The 16,940-nt window shown below is 40.2% G+C and carries 13 protein-coding genes, 6 tRNA genes, 1 rRNA gene and 2 pseudogenes; 6 read left to right on the top strand and 16 right to left on the bottom strand.

The features are described from left to right. The first annotated feature begins 373 nt into the window (after positions 1–373). The 3 genes and pseudogenes from PVA17_RS01725 (at position 374) to PVA17_RS01720 (ending at position 2,753) form a co-directional block, all read left to right on the top strand. Complete coding sequence (locus PVA17_RS01725) at positions 374–709, top strand: hypothetical protein (protein ID WP_274066702.1); 336 nt, start codon at positions 374–376, stop codon at positions 707–709. An 87-nt stretch (positions 710–796) separates the two neighbouring features. After that, positions 797–963: pseudogene (locus PVA17_RS25490) on the top strand (transposase); the annotation flags it as partial. 164 nt (positions 964–1,127) lie between these two features. Beyond that, positions 1,128–2,753, top strand: coding sequence for a collagen-like triple helix repeat-containing protein (locus tag PVA17_RS01720; protein WP_274066701.1), 1,626 nt, complete (start codon positions 1,128–1,130; stop codon positions 2,751–2,753). 448 nt (positions 2,754–3,201) lie between these two features. On the opposite strand, the pseudogene PVA17_RS25485 reads toward PVA17_RS01720, so the two are convergent. Further along, positions 3,202–3,285: pseudogene (locus tag PVA17_RS25485) on the bottom strand (ATP-binding protein); the annotation flags it as partial. A 257-nt stretch (positions 3,286–3,542) separates the two neighbouring features. Continuing rightward, on the bottom strand, positions 3,543–5,345 hold the full coding sequence (gene glmS / locus PVA17_RS01715; protein WP_132361161.1) for a glutamine--fructose-6-phosphate transaminase (isomerizing): 1,803 nt from the start codon (positions 5,343–5,345) through the stop codon (positions 3,543–3,545). An 832-nt stretch (positions 5,346–6,177) separates the two neighbouring features. Between glmS and PVA17_RS01710 the strand changes: the two genes are divergently transcribed. Both PVA17_RS01710 and PVA17_RS01705 read left to right on the top strand, forming a co-directional pair. After that, entirely contained in the window at positions 6,178–6,519 is a 342-nt protein-coding gene (locus tag PVA17_RS01710; protein ID WP_274066700.1) for a PadR family transcriptional regulator, read from the top strand. Continuing rightward, positions 6,509–7,081, top strand: coding sequence for a hypothetical protein (locus PVA17_RS01705; RefSeq protein ID WP_132361159.1), 573 nt, complete (start codon positions 6,509–6,511; stop codon positions 7,079–7,081). Before PVA17_RS01710 ends, PVA17_RS01705 begins: the two co-directional genes overlap by 11 nt. 257 nt (positions 7,082–7,338) lie before the next feature. Here the strand turns inward: PVA17_RS01705 and PVA17_RS01700 are convergent, their stop codons facing one another. The 13 genes from PVA17_RS01700 to PVA17_RS01640 form a co-directional block, all read right to left on the bottom strand. After that, positions 7,339–7,860, bottom strand: a complete 522-nt coding sequence (locus PVA17_RS01700) for a type 1 glutamine amidotransferase domain-containing protein (protein ID WP_132361157.1) — start codon at positions 7,858–7,860, stop codon at positions 7,339–7,341. Between the two features lie 143 nt (positions 7,861–8,003). Next, positions 8,004–9,356 carry a phosphoglucosamine mutase gene (gene glmM, locus PVA17_RS01695; protein WP_132361155.1) on the bottom strand — a complete coding sequence of 451 codons (1,353 nt, stop codon included), beginning with the start codon at positions 9,354–9,356 and terminating at the stop codon, positions 8,004–8,006. A gap of 285 nt (positions 9,357–9,641) precedes the next feature. Further along, entirely contained in the window at positions 9,642–10,727 is a 1,086-nt protein-coding gene (locus PVA17_RS01690) for a CdaR family protein (RefSeq protein WP_274066699.1), read from the bottom strand. Continuing rightward, entirely contained in the window at positions 10,720–11,556 is an 837-nt protein-coding gene (gene cdaA / locus PVA17_RS01685) for a diadenylate cyclase CdaA (protein ID WP_132361151.1), read from the bottom strand. Before cdaA ends, PVA17_RS01690 begins: the two co-directional genes overlap by 8 nt. A gap of 149 nt (positions 11,557–11,705) precedes the next feature. After that, complete coding sequence (locus PVA17_RS01680; protein ID WP_132361149.1) at positions 11,706–12,332, bottom strand: anti-sigma factor family protein; 627 nt, start codon at positions 12,330–12,332, stop codon at positions 11,706–11,708. A gap of 13 nt (positions 12,333–12,345) precedes the next feature. Then, a complete protein-coding gene (gene sigW, locus PVA17_RS01675) occupies positions 12,346–12,909 on the bottom strand; it encodes an RNA polymerase sigma factor SigW (protein ID WP_100542806.1) in 564 nt (187 codons plus the stop codon). Between the two features lie 133 nt (positions 12,910–13,042). After that, entirely contained in the window at positions 13,043–13,948 is a 906-nt protein-coding gene (rocF, locus tag PVA17_RS01670; RefSeq protein ID WP_132361147.1) for an arginase, read from the bottom strand. Positions 13,949–14,123: 175 nt separating this feature from the next. Further along, positions 14,124–14,196: transfer RNA gene (locus PVA17_RS01665), tRNA-Lys, on the bottom strand. Positions 14,197–14,208: 12 nt separating this feature from the next. Then, positions 14,209–14,283, bottom strand: a tRNA-Gln gene (locus PVA17_RS01660). Positions 14,284–14,299: 16 nt separating this feature from the next. Beyond that, a tRNA-Tyr gene (locus tag PVA17_RS01655) sits at positions 14,300–14,383 on the bottom strand. A 13-nt stretch (positions 14,384–14,396) separates the two neighbouring features. Then, positions 14,397–14,472 (bottom strand) — tRNA-Val (locus tag PVA17_RS01650). Positions 14,473–14,548: 76 nt separating this feature from the next. After that, positions 14,549–14,623: transfer RNA gene (locus tag PVA17_RS01645), tRNA-Glu, on the bottom strand. A 115-nt stretch (positions 14,624–14,738) separates the two neighbouring features. Then, positions 14,739–14,815, bottom strand: a tRNA-Asn gene (locus PVA17_RS01640). A 268-nt stretch (positions 14,816–15,083) separates the two neighbouring features. On the opposite strand from PVA17_RS01640, the gene mbcS reads away from it, so the two are divergent. After that, a complete protein-coding gene (gene mbcS / locus PVA17_RS01635; RefSeq protein ID WP_274066698.1) occupies positions 15,084–16,667 on the top strand; it encodes an acyl-CoA synthetase MbcS in 1,584 nt (527 codons plus the stop codon). 127 nt (positions 16,668–16,794) lie between these two features. Here mbcS and rrf read toward each other — a convergent pair. Further along, positions 16,795–16,910, bottom strand: a 5S ribosomal RNA gene (rrf, locus tag PVA17_RS01630). Positions 16,911–16,940: the final 30 nt, after the last annotated feature.

Genomic DNA, 16,940 nt, shown 5'->3' with positions numbered 1-16,940 from the left:
GCATTACTATTACTAGAGATGACGCATTGAACCTCTTATTAGCTTCTATAGCAATTGAAGGGTTTGCCAGGACTATCGGTTCGGCGACCCTCAATGAATTGCTGGAGGTTAATTCAGGTGTTCAAAAACATCTTGTCTGCTTCTTTTGAAGTAGGGTCAAACCGGTGCAACTGGAGCTACAGGCGGTACGTTTACAGCCAACAACATCAATTAGGAAGCTTCATTCAGCAAGTAGTTACACTGGGGTCGTCTTATATGTTTGATTCAACTATAAATAGCAATGATATCGGTATTACACATACACCTGGAACACCAGATATCCATCTAAGTCCGAACAGTCTATTGGATCAATAGCTATTTGGAAGGGGTTGAAATGACAACTGGCGGTGTTGGATTCGCGCTTCGCCTAAACGGGATTCCTCTTTTTGGGAGTCATGTTGGCAACGGAGGCGCTGTTGGGGTAGATGTACAACTCTCCGGTGCATACATTCTAAATACTGGACCATGTGTTAACGTTCTTCAGATGCTCAATAATGATAACGCAAATACTACGACTGCTAGTAACGGTACGCTTGGCGCTTCATTAACAATATGCAGATTGGTTAACGTATCAGCCTATGAAGACATTATCGCAAAACGAAAATTAAACTCTCTTTTTAGCGTTTTCATCTATCCAATGAACGACACGTTAGAATCAGCGGTCATTTAGCTCTTCCAAAAGGAATTAAGATGTCAGAAATGCTGGTTTAAATAAAAAAATGACCATCTTTACACGAACAAGCAATCTCTTACATGAACAAAAGCGGTCACAGAACAGGGAGAAGCCTTTAATAAACGTCTAAATAAATGCATCTATGTCTGCATTTATTTAGACGCGTTGTACAAGTACGTCGTAAAACGGTATCTAAAGAAGCCGTTTATATCACAGTTGACATTCGTGAAGATGGATCTAGTGAAGGGCTTACGTCACTGATCTGCATATCTCAGAAACTTCTAACTGAACTCAAGGAATGCTCATACCGTTAATGAAAAAGAATCATATCCTGCATTATGACTATAAAGAGGGAGACCTCTCTATATAGATCGGTAAATTCATAAACTTTGAAAATTGAGAAAGGGTGAAGACAGTGTCACAAGCAAATCTCCCTAATATAACCCCTAGCATCACTATTACTAGAGATGACGCCTTGAACCTCTTGTTATCTTCTATAGCGATTGAAGAGTTAGGGCTAGGGCATATTATTAATGCCGAAGCGGAGAAAATACAATACGCTGTCGGTACGCTGCCAGGACTTTCGGTTCCAGCGACCATCAGTGAGTTGCTACAGGTAAATTCAAGTGTTCAAACTACTATGCAAGAATTAATTAAGAAGGAGCTACTCCTTCAATCTAAACTGGAAAATATCTTGGCTGCTCCTTCTTTAGTAGGTCCAACCGGGGCTACTGGGCCTACAGGACCTTCTGGTGGACCTCCAGGCTCTACCGGGGCTACGGGTGCCACTGGGGCCACTGGCTCTACCGGGGCTACTGGCTCTACCGGGGCCACTGGCTCTACTGGGACTACTGGCTCTACCGGGGCCACTGGCTCTACTGGGGCTACTGGCTCTACCGGGGCTACTGGCTCTACCGGGGCCACTGGCTCTACCGGGGCCACTGGCTCTACCGGGGCCACTGGCTCTACTGGGGCTACTGGCTCTACCGGGGCTACTGGCTCTACCGGGGCATCCGGGCCTACTGGGGCTACCGGCGCTACCGGCTCTACTGGGGCTACCGGCTCTACTGGCTCTACTGGCGCTACCGGGGCATCAGGGCCTACTGGGGCCACTGGCTCTACTGGCTCTACTGGTGCATCAGGACCTACTGGGGCCACTGGCTCTACTGGGGCTACTGGCTCTACTGGCGCTACTGGCGCTACTGGTGCATCAGGGCCTACTGGGGCCACTGGCTCTACGGGTGTAACTGGCGCTACCGGGGCTACTGGCTCTACTGGCTCTACTGGTTCTACTGGTACCACTGGCTCTACTGGCTCTACTGGCTCTACTGGTGCATCCGGGCCTACTGGGGCCACTGGCTCTACTGGTACCACTGGCTCTACTGGCTCTACTGGCTCTACTGGTGCATCCGGGCCTACTGGTGTCACTGGCGCTACAGGAGCAACAGGGCCATGTTGTACAGGAGCTACTGGCGCTACCGGGGCATCCGGGCCTACTGGGGCCACTGGCGCTACTGGTGCATCTGGGCCAACTGGTGTCACTGGCTCTACTGGGGCTACGGGCGCTACTGGTGCATCTGGTCCTACCGGGGCCACTGGCGCTACTGGTGCTACTGGCGCTACCGGGCCTATTTCACAAGCATTCGTCAGTGCAAATATAGATGGCCAAACAATAGCTTCCGGCGCCGCTGTTACGTTTGGAATTTCTACAATCTTTGGTATCGATTTCAACGGTACTGATACTTTTATCATTACAAGAGCAGGTCTTTATTCACTGGCTGTTGTTTTAAATTTTGCAGAAGGGACGCCAGCACAAAGTTACTTTGGTGTATCCATAAACGGCGGGGCGCTTGTTGCACCATCCTCAAATGCAGACACCGCGGGTCAGATATCGGTCATTCAAGTCAACCTCCAATCCGTTGGTGATACAATCAGGATCGTGAATGGCTCACCTAATAGCGTAACCATATCCGAAACTGCTGGAGTTACTGGCAGCGCCGGTCATATTATACTATACCGGTTCGCGGATGGGGCTATATGATAACATTTAAAGAAATCAGCAGCCTCAAGCGCTACAGGGCCAGCAGTATTTGCAGCTGGTTTGAAATAACCCATTAGACAATAATTCATAATATGCATAAGGGCTTGTCGTCTGAGAATATCAGGCGGCAAGCCCTTCAGCTTTGCCGAGTTCAGATATTTATGACAATACCACCTTCATCCTATAATCGAATAATAATAAAAGTTGTCATCGTTTTTCCCCCTAAATAGTCAGTAATCATTTCTTCTAATTCAGAAAGATCCCCATTACAACAATCATGATTTTATTTTTTTATTGTTTGTTTTAGAGCTTTTATCTCCCTCTAAATTAGCTAATACATTTTTTATATATTCCACTAGGACTAGTTAAAGAAACTTCTAAAAACGCACTTAAAAGAGATGTTTTTTGCAAGAAAAATTGCAGAGTGTTGCACCCGATATTTTTTTAACTTCTTTGAAAGTGCATTGATTAAACGGAAGCTTTGTCCTGTATAAGAGATGATGTGGACATGGTGAATCAAGCGATCTACCAAAGTCTGCATTTGCGTTTAAATGACAACATTACTTATAATTTTTTTGCTGTGATATTCAATGGTTTATATTACAATATCTTATAATTAAAATCATTCTGAGAAAAAAAACAAACCTTGATACAGCAACGACTACACTGTACCAAGGCTTATTTTCGGTGTCACAACATCTTATTTATTTATGACAAATATAATTATAAATTGTGACAGCATTAGTTATAACTCACACCTACACTCACAATTGAACTCTATCTCAACAATTACTCAACAGTCACCGATTTAGCCAAGTTACGTGGTTTATCCACATCACAGCGGCGGTGTAGTGCTGCGTAATAGCTAATTAATTGTAATGGCACTACAGAAACTAGTGGTGTTAGTAATTCATGAACTTGAGGAATTACTAAACGGTCACCGTCTTCATCTACGCCAGCCATAGCAATAATGCATGGGTATGCTCCACGTGCTGCTACCTCTTTGACGTTACCACGGATGTTTAATCCTACTGCTGCTTGTGTAACAAGGGCAAACACCGGTGTACCTTCTTCGATTAAGGCAATTGTTCCGTGTTTTAGCTCGCCACCTGCAAAGCCTTCTGCTTGGATATAAGAGATTTCTTTTAGCTTTAGGGCACCCTCAAGGCTTACATAGAAGTCTATGTTACGGCCGATGAAGAATGCGTTGCGTGCGATTTTTAAGTAGTCCTCAGCAATATCCTCTAAAACATCCTTTGAATCGATAATTGTTTGGATACCGTTTGCTGCAATCGCAAGTTCTTGTTTTAAATCGTATTCTAAGCCTTTGCCATTAGCTTTCGCTGTTACATAGGCTGTTAGAGCAAGTACAGCTACTTGTGCTACATAAGCTTTTGTAGAGGCTACCGCAATTTCTGGACCTGCATGTAATAACAATGTATGGTCTGCCTCACGTGAAAGTGTAGAGCCAGGTACGTTTGTAATCGTTAATGTTGGATAACCAAGCTCTTTAATTTTCACAAGTACTTGACGGCTATCTGCTGTTTCACCTGATTGTGTAATAAAGATAAACAATGGTTTTTCTGAAAGTAATGGCATATTGTAGCCGAATTCACTTGAAATATGAACTTCCACTGGGATACCAGCCATTTTTTCAAAATATTGCTTACCGATTAGACCTGCATGATAACTTGTGCCGGCTGCAATAATATATAGACGGTCTGCTGCTTGTAATGCTTCTAAAATAGTAGCATCAATTGTTAATTCACCATTCTCACCTTCGTACGCTTGAATGATTTTACGAATAACTGTTGGCTGCTCATCCATTTCTTTTAACATATAGTGAGGGTACGTACCTTTTTCAATATCGCTCATATCGAGCTCAGCTGTATATGGTGCACGTTCTACTAATGTACCGTCTAACTTTGTAATTTCAACGCTAGCTTTGTGTACGATTACGACCTCTTTATCATGTAGTTCCACATATTGATCTGTTACCTGTAGCATTGCCATCGCATCTGAAGCTACAACATTAAAGCCTTCACCAACACCAACTAAAAGTGGAGATTTGTTTTTCGCAACGAAAATTGTATCTGCCGCTTCTGCATCTAATAGGGCTAATGCGTAAGAGCCATGTAATAAAGATAATGTTTTACGGAATGACTCAGCCGTGCTTAAACCTTCTTTCACAAATAGCTCTACTAATTGTACGATGACCTCTGTGTCTGTATCAGATTTCATCGGAATACCTTTTAAATAAGTTTTTTGTAATAAATGATAGTTTTCGATAACTCCGTTGTGTACTAGCGTAAAACGTCCTGATGCACTTTGGTGAGGGTGTGCATTCAAACGGTTTGGCACACCATGAGTTGCCCAACGTGTATGGCCGATACCCACTTTGGCAGCAACGTCCTCATCCACTGCATCACGTAAATCTGCAATACGTCCCTTTTCTTTAAAGACTGTTACACCATCTTCGTTTCGTACTGCGATACCCGCTGAGTCATAGCCACGATACTCTAGTTTCTCTAAACCTTTTAATAAAATTTCCTTTGCATCTGATTCTCCAATATATCCTACAATTCCACACATAAATTTCTTTTCCTCCGATATTGTCAATTTGACGCAACGACAAACTAGACCTCAACCTATCGAATTTTTTTGAATGTAAAAGTATGCTTATTAATAGGCATAGCTTTTACATTCCATGCTTAACACTCATTCAGCCATCTGAATAGTAAACATTCGATACATGAGGTTTCTCTATTTATCTATTGCTTTAACTATACCTTTTTCATTTTCTGTACATTCAATCGCTTAAATGCTTTCAAAATGAAAAGTGACAATCGGGTACGTCGATCGGGAGGCATCCGCCGAACTTTCGATAAACCTCCACCTCGTCTGCTGAAGATAGTTTCGTCCAATTTCTTCAGCTCAGGCGCTATAATTGTTTTCCGATTTTGCGCTTTCTTCCCTCCTTATGCGCTTTCGTTAAATGATAAGGTCGGACCTCATAATTCAACTTCTCCATCATACTCAATCATATGCTATACGTCAAATTTTCGTTATAAAAAACACCTATTTATCCTACTTTTTAATGACAAAAAGTAGACAAACAATCTGCTATATAGCCTGTCTTGAGATTTATACCTTGGCATTATTGAGCTGTCGCCACCAAAGTAACTGCCGTTTCACTTACGTTACATAAAGAAGTTTAAACTACGATGTTTTTTCCTTATGTCAGCAACAAATATTTTCGGTGAAGGATTTATTTTGAACAGTGTCAAAATAAATTGCTCTAAAAGTAAATATCAACCTGGATAAATTCTATTCTTTTATTGCTTGACAAAGCCACTACTTAGCAATACTATATACAGTACTTAGCAACACTTAGTACAGGTGAGCTAAGCCTGGGGGTGAGATTATGGATAATCTGAGTGAAATGCTCAAAGGAGTCTTAGAAGGTATCGTATTAGAAATCATTAGCCGCGGTGAAATATATGGTTATGAGATTGTCAAATATCTCACGCAGATGGGGTTCGAGGGCATAGCTGAAGGAACTGTATATGCGTTACTTATGCGATTGGAAAGAAATCGCCTTGTCAATATTGTCAAAAAGCCATCTGAAATGGGTCCACCAAGGAAATTTTACACACTAAATGAACAAGGAAGAGAAAAATTAATATCTTTCTGGGCTAAATGGGATTTTTTAAGTAGTCGTATTGAAATTTTAAGACATAATGGAGGGAACAAACATGAGCTTTAGTCGTGAAATTCAGGAGAGAATTAATCGTTTTACGAAAGAACAATCCCAGAATTATTTGCAGGATGCTGAGATGACTTATATAGAAAAGCTGCGTAAGAAAAGTGGGCAAACTAAACGGAAAATTGACAAGCAATTGTCTAAGTTTAAAGGGCGTTCCGATCAGGGACGAGAAGCGCAAGATGACATGATAATCTATATGAGCGATTATATGAATGATTTAATGTCACAAGGTTTAACGGAGCAAGAAGCTTTTAATAAGGCTAGCGAGGAATTGCAATTCGCCAGTAACTCTGAGCAATCTGAGGATTTAAATGAACGCTTCCAGCAGTATTACGAAAATCGCGATCCCGCAGATTATGAGGCAATCGGACTGTTTTATGGTGGCTTCCTATTTTTAGGATTAGGCATTGGCGGATTAACCGGTTTTCTAACTGGCGGTGGATATGAAGCTTTTTTTGATAAAGGCTGGATTGACACTGCAATAGGTGCCGGTGTTGGAATTATCATTGGTATCGGACTTGGACAAATTACTAATGCTATTATAGCGTTGAAAAAGAAATAGGGCTATTTTAATTAGAATAACTATGCATCGGCATAATTGCGTCCAGTATGGAGATTTGCTGATGCCCGCAAATGTTTTAGTGCGAAGCGCAGTGCTAACGTAGCGTAGCGGCGGCATCGATGCAGGTTAGTCAGCTTAGGCTAGTATCCTTTATTCACTTCTTTTCCGATTTTCGTGACATCCATTGAAGGGCTTGACACTCGCTGAAAGAAGTTAAAACATAAAAGGCACAGGCAAACTACTTGTGCCTTTTAAGCTTAGCCTTCTTTATTCTCCAATAATTTCACAATTTCTCGATTAAATGCTGGTAGATCCTCCGGTGTGCGACTTGTTACCAATTGATTTTGGCAAACAAACACTTCCTCGTCATGGAATATCGCACCTGCATTTTCTAAATCTACACGAATCGATTTGTAGCCAGTTGCGTCACGACCTTTTAATGTTTTTGCCGTAATGAGTAATTGAGGTCCATGACAAATAGCAAAGGTTGGCTTCATCTCATCCATAAATTCTTTAACAAATGCCACAACACGATCATCTACACGTAATATATCAGGAGAAAAACCGCCTGGGATAAATAATGCATCGAATTCAGAAGCATTTACCTCATCGATGTCTTTATCGATTTTTACTTTCTCTCCATGCTTACCTTCTACCTCAATGCCTGCCGTCGTATCAATCGTTATTAGTTCATGGCCTGCCGCTTCTAATGCTCCTTTAGGACTTGTATATTCAGCGTCCTCAAACATATTAGTAATCACTGTAGCAATTTTAGCCATTGCAATACAACACTCCTTGTTATTGTGACTCTGTACTACTGTTCCCATTCTTTTCGAAAGCATTCATTTTTTCGTTGGTACATTTAGGAAGGAACAAAAATAAAAACTCGACCTCCTATCAAAGGAAATCGAGTTCATACTATTTATTCAGTTAAGCCCATTTCTGCACGGACAACATTTGCTATACGCTCTACGTAACGCTCACAGTCTTCTTCTGTAGCCGCTTCCACCATTACTCGTACAAGTGGCTCAGTACCAGAAGGACGTACTAACACGCGACCGTTACCAGCCATATCTGCTTCTACTTCAGCAATCACTGCAGCAACTTTTGCATTTTCTGTCACAGCATGCTTGTCTGTTACACGTACGTTGACTAAACGCTGTGGGTAAATTTTCATTTCCGAAGCAAGCTCTGATAGTTTTTTACCTGTAGCTTTCATAATATTAACAAGCTGAATACCTGTTAATAAGCCATCTCCAGTTGTGTTAAAGTCTAGGAAAACAATGTGACCAGATTGCTCGCCACCAAGATTATAATCATTAGCACGCATTTCTTCTACAACGTAACGATCACCTACAGCTGTTTGTACACTATGCATATCGTTATCTTCAACAGCTTTGTAGAAGCCCATGTTACTCATTACCGTCGAAACGATTGTTTGCTTTTTCAAGCGACCAACTGTATTTAAATGCTTACCAATGATGAACATAATTTGATCACCATCAACAATTTTACCGTTTTCATCTACTGCGATTAAACGGTCACCATCGCCATCGAATGCTAAACCAACATCAGCACCCTTTTCTGTGACAAATTTAGCTAATCCATCTGGATGTGTTGAGCCGACACCGTCATTAATATTTAAGCCTGTTGGTGAGGCACCCATCGTTGAGATATCCGCTTCTAAATCTGCAAATAGGTGTGTAGCTAGAGAAGACGTAGCGCCATGTGCACAATCTAATGCTACGTGGATGCCTTCAAATTCTTCAGCCACCGTTTGTTTTAAGTATTGAATATATTTTTGTCCGCCCTCGAAGTAGTCGCTTACAGAACCTAAATCTGCCCCTATTGGACGTGGTAAAGTATCATCTTGAGCATCTAATATTGCTTCGATTTCAGCTTCTTGCGCATCTGTTAGCTTAAAGCCATCAGGACCGAAAAATTTAATACCATTGTCAGCTACTGGGTTATGTGAAGCTGAAATCATAACGCCTGCATTTGCGCTCATCATTCGAGTAAGATAGGCCACACCTGGTGTCGAAATAACACCAAGACGCATTACCTCTACGCCGATTGATAAAAGACCAGCTACAAGTGCACCTTCAAGCATTTCACCTGAAATACGTGTGTCACGACCGATTAAAACCTTTGGACGGTCAGTTGCATCCTTCGTTAAAACGTAACCACCTACACGGCCAAGTTTAAATGCAAACTCCGGTGTTAATTCACTATTCGCGACGCCACGGACGCCATCTGTTCCAAAATATTTACCCATTTTAATTATTCTCTCCTTCAATGCAAGACGGCGGTCATGCTTGTCTATGCTGACAACTAGACCACTCGTCTGCTTACTTTTGGAAAAGTCTATTTTCGTTCATTCACTGGTAACTATTAATTATGCCCCTATGTAATTTATCTGGGCTTATAAATAGGCACAGATAAATTTTAGCATAGGGTATTTTGATTTTAGCCTAAGTAACTTCTTCCCGTTAAAGAATACCTTTACGGATAGAGAACGAAATCTCTACTGAATCAAAATAAAATTATAGTCAGTTATTGTTTAAGAATCAATATCTTCTTCTGTTTTATCAGTAGGCGGTGGCGTACTGTTATCAGAAGGAGTGCTAGTGTCCTCTGAAGGTGGCGAAGGAGTAGGTGTAGGAGCAGGAGGGGTAGTCGTTGTTGTCGTTGTTGTTTTTTCCTGCTCTACCTTCGTAACATCTGCCTTCACTTTAATTTTAGAGTCAGATATTTTTGTCACACCTTCTGGCAATTTCACTTCAAATTCATAAGTTTTTGATTCTGTAATTTTTGATAAATCAACCTCTAATGGTATTGCGGTTAAAGTATCTATCATAGATTTTCTACCGTATACTCTCACCTTTGTTGGACTAATTGTTAGTTGGTTGACGGTAATACCATTCTCTGCTTTTCCTATTTCCTTCAGCACAACAGGCAACTCTCTACTGTAAGCTCCAATATCTACTTCTACCTTCACAGTTTCTGGTTCAATCGTCACGTCTAACTTATTTAAATCACGATCTAGTACTTTCACTGCCGCTACTTGTGAGAACGGTTCTTTCAAGCCTCGTTCACCCGTTACAGTAGCTTTTACATAGCTAATATTTTCAATTGCACTTTTGGCACCTGTAATATACACCGTAGCTGGATTAGCACTCATGCCATTTAAAATATATCCTTCTTCAAGTAAACGAGTATTTAGCTCAGGGTCAACACGAAACTCTTGTGTGACCTTTTCCTCAATATTAACCTTTACAATCGCAGGGTCTAATGTAACTTGCAACTTCTCCGAAATATTTTCGTATTGTAGTCGAACATTATGCTCACCTATGAGTAATTTACTCAAATCTGCAAATACAGAAAAATCCTTCGACGCTTGAGCCTGTAAAACGAGTGTCATCGGACCTTTTATCGTAACATCTACTGTCTTTGGTATCCCTGTTACAATGAGGTTCTTATCGTCATAAAAAACATCTACTGGTACATCTCGGATTACCGCTGTTTGCTCACTCATTATTGTTTTATTTGAGGGAGATAATTCAGCACGAACGGAGAAAAATAACAATAAGGCTAAAATTAGCGCAACAATTCGTAACACCCAAGGGCTATCCATCATTTTATCCATTCTTTTTCCCCCTCCAAGTTAACTTAGAGGCTGCATTTGATTCCTGTGCTGATCCGAACCACATTTTACGTAACAGTCCTTCGAATTCTTCTAAAGAAAGATTTCGATGTAGATTACCATTCAGTGTAATACTAATGGCACCGGTTTCCTCTGATACGACAATAGTAATGGCATCTGTCACTTCACTTAAGCCAAGTGCAGCACGGTGACGTGTCCCAAGCTCTTTTGAGATAAACGGACTCTCAGAAAGCGGTAAATAACAAGCCGCTGCCGATATTTTATCTTTTTGCATGATAACCGCTCCATCATGTAACGGTGTATTAGGTATAAAAATGTTGATCAGTAATTCAGATGAAATCTCAGCATTTAGACCTATACCTGTTTCGATATATTCATTTAGACCAGTTTCTTTTTCAATAGAAATTAACGCCCCTATACGACGTTTGGCCATATAACTAACAGATTTCTTCATTGCCTCAATAAGCCTTGTTTGTTCTTCTTCAACTTGACTAATCGAACGTTGGAATAACTTCCCTCTACCAATTTGTTCAAGACCACGTCTTATTTCAGGTTGGAAAATGATAATAATCGCCAAGAAACCGAATTCGATAACTTGTTTTAACATCCAACCTAACGTCTCTAACCCAAAAAAGTCTGTAGCAAGGCGCGCAATAATAATGACGAAAATGCCTTTTAATAATTGGACAGCCTTTGTACCTTTAATGAGGGTTAAAATTTTATAAATAACGTACCATACGAGCAGTACATCTAATAAGTTAATAAAAATATTCACAGGTGTTAAATTAGCGAAATGTTCGATAATTTGCACGTGGCATCCCCCACTTTTCATTGCGAATCCATACACATATAAGTATAGCACATTCTTATCAAATGTAACTTTTTTCAAATAAAAAGTCTACTCAAAAGAGTAGACCTTTCAGCCTCTCACGTGCACTATCTATTAGGACGTATAGAGTGTTATTTAGTTGCTTGTTTATCCTCGAATGTTACAGCAGACTTCACTGAATTTTTAATCGTATACCACAACCATTCGAATACTTCGTCAATTTCTTCTATTTTTCCCGAAACAACTGCCGAAGATGCCATATACTGCCCGTTAATAACAGTGACATTGCCATCCACTTCACCCTCAACAATTAAATCACCATTTTTAACAATAATGTCGCCTTTTACAACTTCACCCTTCGGCACAATAACCGTTTGACCTTCAACAACTAGATTTGGCTGTTTAGTCACAGAGAACTGTCGGTCATCCATAAAATTACCTAGTAAAGTTGCACTCATGAATAAACAAAAAACTGCTGCTGCCACAAAGAGTGGATGCCGACGAATCCACTTTTGCATCCCTACACGACTTTTAGGTTTCGGTAAACGAGCCATTACGGCTTCTTCAAAATGCGGAGGTGATGTAATGTGGGAAGCGCTCTTCACAAAGGCGATTGTTTCACTTAATTCCTGCATCAACTGTTTACAATCACTGCATGTATGCAAATGTCGTTTTAACTCTTGCTCATGCTCACGACTAATGTCACCATCTAAATAATCATGGATATAGTCTATTATATGCTCTGGACAAGTATTCATGACGCTTCCCCTCCTACAGATTGTTTAATTGCTTTCGTAATGCTTCACGTCCGCGGTGAATCCTCGTTTTCACCGTTCCAAGAGGCATATCTAAAATCTCGCTAATTTCCTGTAATGATAATTCTTCAATATATTTCAATACTATAACTGAACGGTACTTATCAGGCAAACGTCCAATTTCATATTGAATGCGATCTTGCAGTTCCATTTGCTCTATCTGTTCTTCAGGTAGCTGGTCATCTGCTGCGATCTGTGAATACATATCAAGTCCTTCTGTACCAGCTACTTCTGCATCTAAATAGTAATCCGGCTTTTTCTTCCGGATACGGTCTATACAAAGGTTTGTCGCTATACGATAAAGCCACGTCGCAAATTTCCTTTTCTGATCAAAAGTATGCAAGTTCATATAGGCACGAACAAAAGCTTCTTGTGCAATGTCCTCAGATTCTTGCTTGTTCCCTAACATCCTATAGCATACTTGGTACAGTTTGTGCTGATAGAGACTCACAATATCTGCAAATGCGTTTTGATCACCTTTAAGCACTTGTTTAATTTTCTTGTTTACTAACGCATCCATTGTGTTTATTTCTCCACCTTTACAACTGTCTTATACTATACGACCTATCGATAAGAAAAGTTTCGTTTTATTATTAATTATAGCAAAAGATTTTTATACATTGTGGCAATAGACAATTTTTTGTTAAATTTCTTTAAACTAGTGTTTCGCCAAATAAAGAGCCCATTAATGCTACTGCAACATCGGCAGTTCTATTTTTCTCATCTAAAATTGGATTAACTTCAACGAATTCAGCAGATGTTAGCATACCTGATTCCTGAAGCATTTCCATTGCCAAATGGCTTTCTCGATATGTAATACCACCAGCTACAGGAGTCCCAACCCCTGGCGTATAAAGTGGATCTAAACCGTCTAAATCAAGTGATAAATGCAAACCATCTACATTGCGCTCCCTTAAATATTCTAGAGCATCTTCCATGACACGCGTCATCCCAAGACGATCTATTTCATGCATTGTATATACTTTGATTCCTTGCTGGCTAATTAATTCACGTTCTCCTGGATCTACAGAACGCGCTCCTATAATAATAACGTTTTCAGGTTTAATTTTCGGTACATTATTACGAATTTTCACCAACCGTTCATGACCAAGTCCAATGCTTACAGCTAATGGCATACCATGTATATTACCAGATGGCGTCGTTTCTGGAGTGTTTAAGTCAGCATGCGCATCAAACCAAATAACGCCTAAATTTTTATAATGCTCACCTAGCCCTGCAAGAGTGCCAATAGCGATACTATGGTCGCCACCAAGTACAAGCGGAAACTCCTTTTGTTCAATTGCTTCATTTACACTTTTCGCCAAAGACGTACTTACATCGATAACTTCCTCTAAATTAAGTAGCTGCTTATCAACAATAATGCCATCTTGTTTTTGACTAACACGTATATCCCCTTGATCATGTACTACATGTCCTATTGCCTCTAGGCGCTCTACAACGCCTGCGTAACGAATAGCACTCGGCCCCATATCTACCCCTCTGCGAGTTTGCCCATAATCTGTTGGTACACCAATAATAGAAATATTTAGTTTATTCATTTTTCTATACCCCCTTTAGATTGTAAGACTATTGTAAAGCCTGCATCCTCCTTGGCTCAACCTCGCAATTTTATGAATATTTATGCAATTAAAGAGCGTATAAAAAAATCTCCTGCTGTTTTCAGCAAGAGATTAGTATCTGTAGTTAATGTTACACTTTTTTTATTTATAAAAGTGAGCCATGAAGGACTCGAACCTTCGACCCTCTGATTAAAAGTCAGATGCTCTACCAACTGAGCTAATGGCTCAAAAAATAAAAATGGCTGGGGTACTAGGATTCGAACCTAGGCATGACGGAATCAAAATCCGTTGCCTTACCGCTTGGCTATACCCCAATCATTTATAAAAAACTGGTGGAGGGGGACGGATTCGAACCGCCGAACCCTAAGGAGCGGATTTACAGTCCGCCGCGTTTAGCCACTTCGCTACCCCTCCGAAATAACACATATGGTGGAGGATGACGGGCTCGAACCGCCGACCCTCTGCTTGTAAGGCAGATGCTCTCCCAGCTGAGCTAATCCTCCATAGAAACAGGTGTTCATTTCTTTACAGTTTTTTATTTTATTTTTAAGCCTTTGCATTACTACAATGCTTTAAAAATGGTGACCCCTACGGGATTCGAACCCGTGTTACCGCCGTGAAAGGGCGGTGTCTTAACCACTTGACCAAGGGGCCATTTTGAAATGTCTCAAACAAGACAAGTATTATGATAACATTTTTCGTCGTACGATGCAATACTTTTTTAAAAAATTTTTTATGTATACATCACCTTTAAAAATGAGCAAAAAAATGGCTCCGAAGGCAGGACTCGAACCTGCGACAACCTGATTAACAGTCAGGTGCTACTACCAACTGAGCTACTTCGGAACAATACTATTCAATTCAGTTTTTAAAACCTCTTAAGTACATTTATTATTATAGCAAGCATTATAAATTATGCAATACTTTTTGTGAAAATTTTTATATTTTTTGTCGAAGTCTTCCTATGCAGCAACAAGAAACGTAATAGTTCTCTATTAAATCTAATATTTCTATTTCATGTACAGAATATTCTTGCTGTATATTATTGCAATTGATAAAATAAAAATAGTTTTATGAATTTTCTATCAAATTTGATTAGGGGAGGAATGTTCATATGGTAACAAACGATTTAATTGCACCGGAATTTTATAATATTACAGAGGAATTGGAGAAATTTTCTCGTGATAGTGATCGCCAAGCAATACGGTGGCTAAATACTCAGCAGGAGCGTCAAACAATTTCCTATGTTGAACTTGTTCAAAAAATGAACCAATACGCACACGCCTTTACGAAGAAGGGGCTTCAAAAAGGAGATCGCGTATTAGTTATTATTCCTCGTCTGCCTGAAGCTTATTTTGTCTTCCTTGGCTGTCTAAAGGCTGGGATTGTTCCTATTTCTTGTTCAGAAATGTTACGTGCAAGTGATTTAGAATATCGTATGGAACACTCTTCTGCAAGAGCAGTGATAGCCTATGAAGCGTTCACAAGTGAGGTAGATAGTATTAATTCTTCAGTGAAGGCTTTAAATAATAAATTGGTTATAGGCACTGCTACTGGTGATTGGACCTCTTTAGATGAATTAGCAAGTACTCAGCCAGATACATTTACAGCGGCTGCTACTAAAAGAGATGATATGGCATTTCTTTCTTATACATCTGGCACAACTGGCAAACCAAAAGGAGTTGTTCATTCACACGGATGGGGTTATGCACATATTAGAACGGCCGCTTCACAATGGCTTTGTGTACGTGAAGGTGACTTAGTTTGGGCTACAGCAGCTCCAGGGTGGCAAAAATGGATTTGGAGCCCATTTTTATCGACTATTATGCTGGGCGCAACTGCATTTGTATACCACGGAGGATTTGATGCAAAAACATATCTTAAACTGCTTCAAGAAGAAAAGGTTAATGTATTGTGCTGTACTCCAACGGAATATCGAATTATGGCGAAGATTGATAATTTAAAAGACTATAATTTATCTTCTCTACGCAGTGCTGTTTCAGCTGGTGAACCATTAAATAGACCAGTCATCGAAACATTTATGAAAAATTTCAATCTTAAAGTTCGCGATGGCTATGGACAAACAGAAAATACTTTATTAATCGGCACACTTGAAAATATAGATTTACGTCCAGGTTCAATGGGTGTTCCTACACCCGGCAATATTGTTCGTATTATAGATCATGAAGGCAACGAGGCACCGGTTGGAGAAGTTGGAGATATTGCAGTACACAAATCTTCTCCTGCTCTATTTAAAGAGTATTATCGTGAGCCTGAACGTACACAAGCTGCCTTCCGTGGAGATTGGTATATTACTGGAGACCAAGCTAAATGCGATGAAGACGGCTACTTTTGGTTTGAAGGTCGAGGAGATGACATCATTATTTCATCAGGCTATACAATTGGGCCATTTGAAGTAGAAGATGCTTTAAATAAACATGAAGCTGTACAAGAATGTGCTGTAGTCGCAGCTCCAGATGAAATTAGAGGACATATTGTTAAAGCCTTTGTCATCTTACGAGAAAGCTTCAGAGACCGTGATGAGGAAGAGTTAATAAAAGAACTCCAAGAGCACGTTAAAGCATTAACAGCGCCTTATAAATATCCTCGTAGTATTGTCTTTATCGATGAGCTACCAAAAACAACTTCTGGTAAGATTCGTCGTATAGAACTACGAGCAGCAACAACAACTGTATAAAATATAATAAAGAGACATTTTACCATTCACTTGGTTGAAATGTCTCCTTTATATATATTGCTAGTATTTAATATTCTTTTGCATATAAAAAAAGCCACTACTGAGTTTATCAGCAGCGACTTTTTGCGCCTAGCGACGTCCTACTCTCACAGGGGGAAGCCCCCAACTACCATTGGCGCTAAAGAGCTTAACTTCCGTGTTCGGTATGGGAACGGGTGTGACCTCTTTGCCATCATCACTAGACTATTTTCGGCTTTCAATATACATCGTATT

The sequence above is a fragment of the Lysinibacillus sp. CNPSo 3705 genome (genome assembly GCF_028674935.1).
Taxonomy (GTDB): domain Bacteria; phylum Bacillota; class Bacilli; order Bacillales_A; family Planococcaceae; genus Lysinibacillus.
Note: the sequence above shows the minus strand (reverse complement) of the source record. Positions and strands in the feature narration are given on the sequence as shown.

Coding starts and splice junctions, on each gene's coding strand:
- PVA17_RS01725 (WP_274066702.1), top strand. CDS start 374: ATGACAACTGGCGGTGTTGGATTCGCGCTTCGCCTAAACGGGATTCCT.
- glmS (WP_132361161.1), bottom strand. CDS start 5,345: ATGTGTGGAATTGTAGGATATATTGGAGAATCAGATGCAAAGGAAATT.
- PVA17_RS01710 (WP_274066700.1), top strand. CDS start 6,178: ATGGATAATCTGAGTGAAATGCTCAAAGGAGTCTTAGAAGGTATCGTA.
- PVA17_RS01705 (WP_132361159.1), top strand. CDS start 6,509: ATGAGCTTTAGTCGTGAAATTCAGGAGAGAATTAATCGTTTTACGAAA.
- PVA17_RS01700 (WP_132361157.1), bottom strand. CDS start 7,860: ATGGCTAAAATTGCTACAGTGATTACTAATATGTTTGAGGACGCTGAA.
- glmM (WP_132361155.1), bottom strand. CDS start 9,356: ATGGGTAAATATTTTGGAACAGATGGCGTCCGTGGCGTCGCGAATAGT.
- PVA17_RS01690 (WP_274066699.1), bottom strand. CDS start 10,727: ATGGATAAAATGATGGATAGCCCTTGGGTGTTACGAATTGTTGCGCTA.
- PVA17_RS01680 (WP_132361149.1), bottom strand. CDS start 12,332: ATGAATACTTGTCCAGAGCATATAATAGACTATATCCATGATTATTTA.
- sigW (WP_100542806.1), bottom strand. CDS start 12,909: ATGGATGCGTTAGTAAACAAGAAAATTAAACAAGTGCTTAAAGGTGAT.
- rocF (WP_132361147.1), bottom strand. CDS start 13,948: ATGAATAAACTAAATATTTCTATTATTGGTGTACCAACAGATTATGGG.
- mbcS (WP_274066698.1), top strand. CDS start 15,084: ATGGTAACAAACGATTTAATTGCACCGGAATTTTATAATATTACAGAG.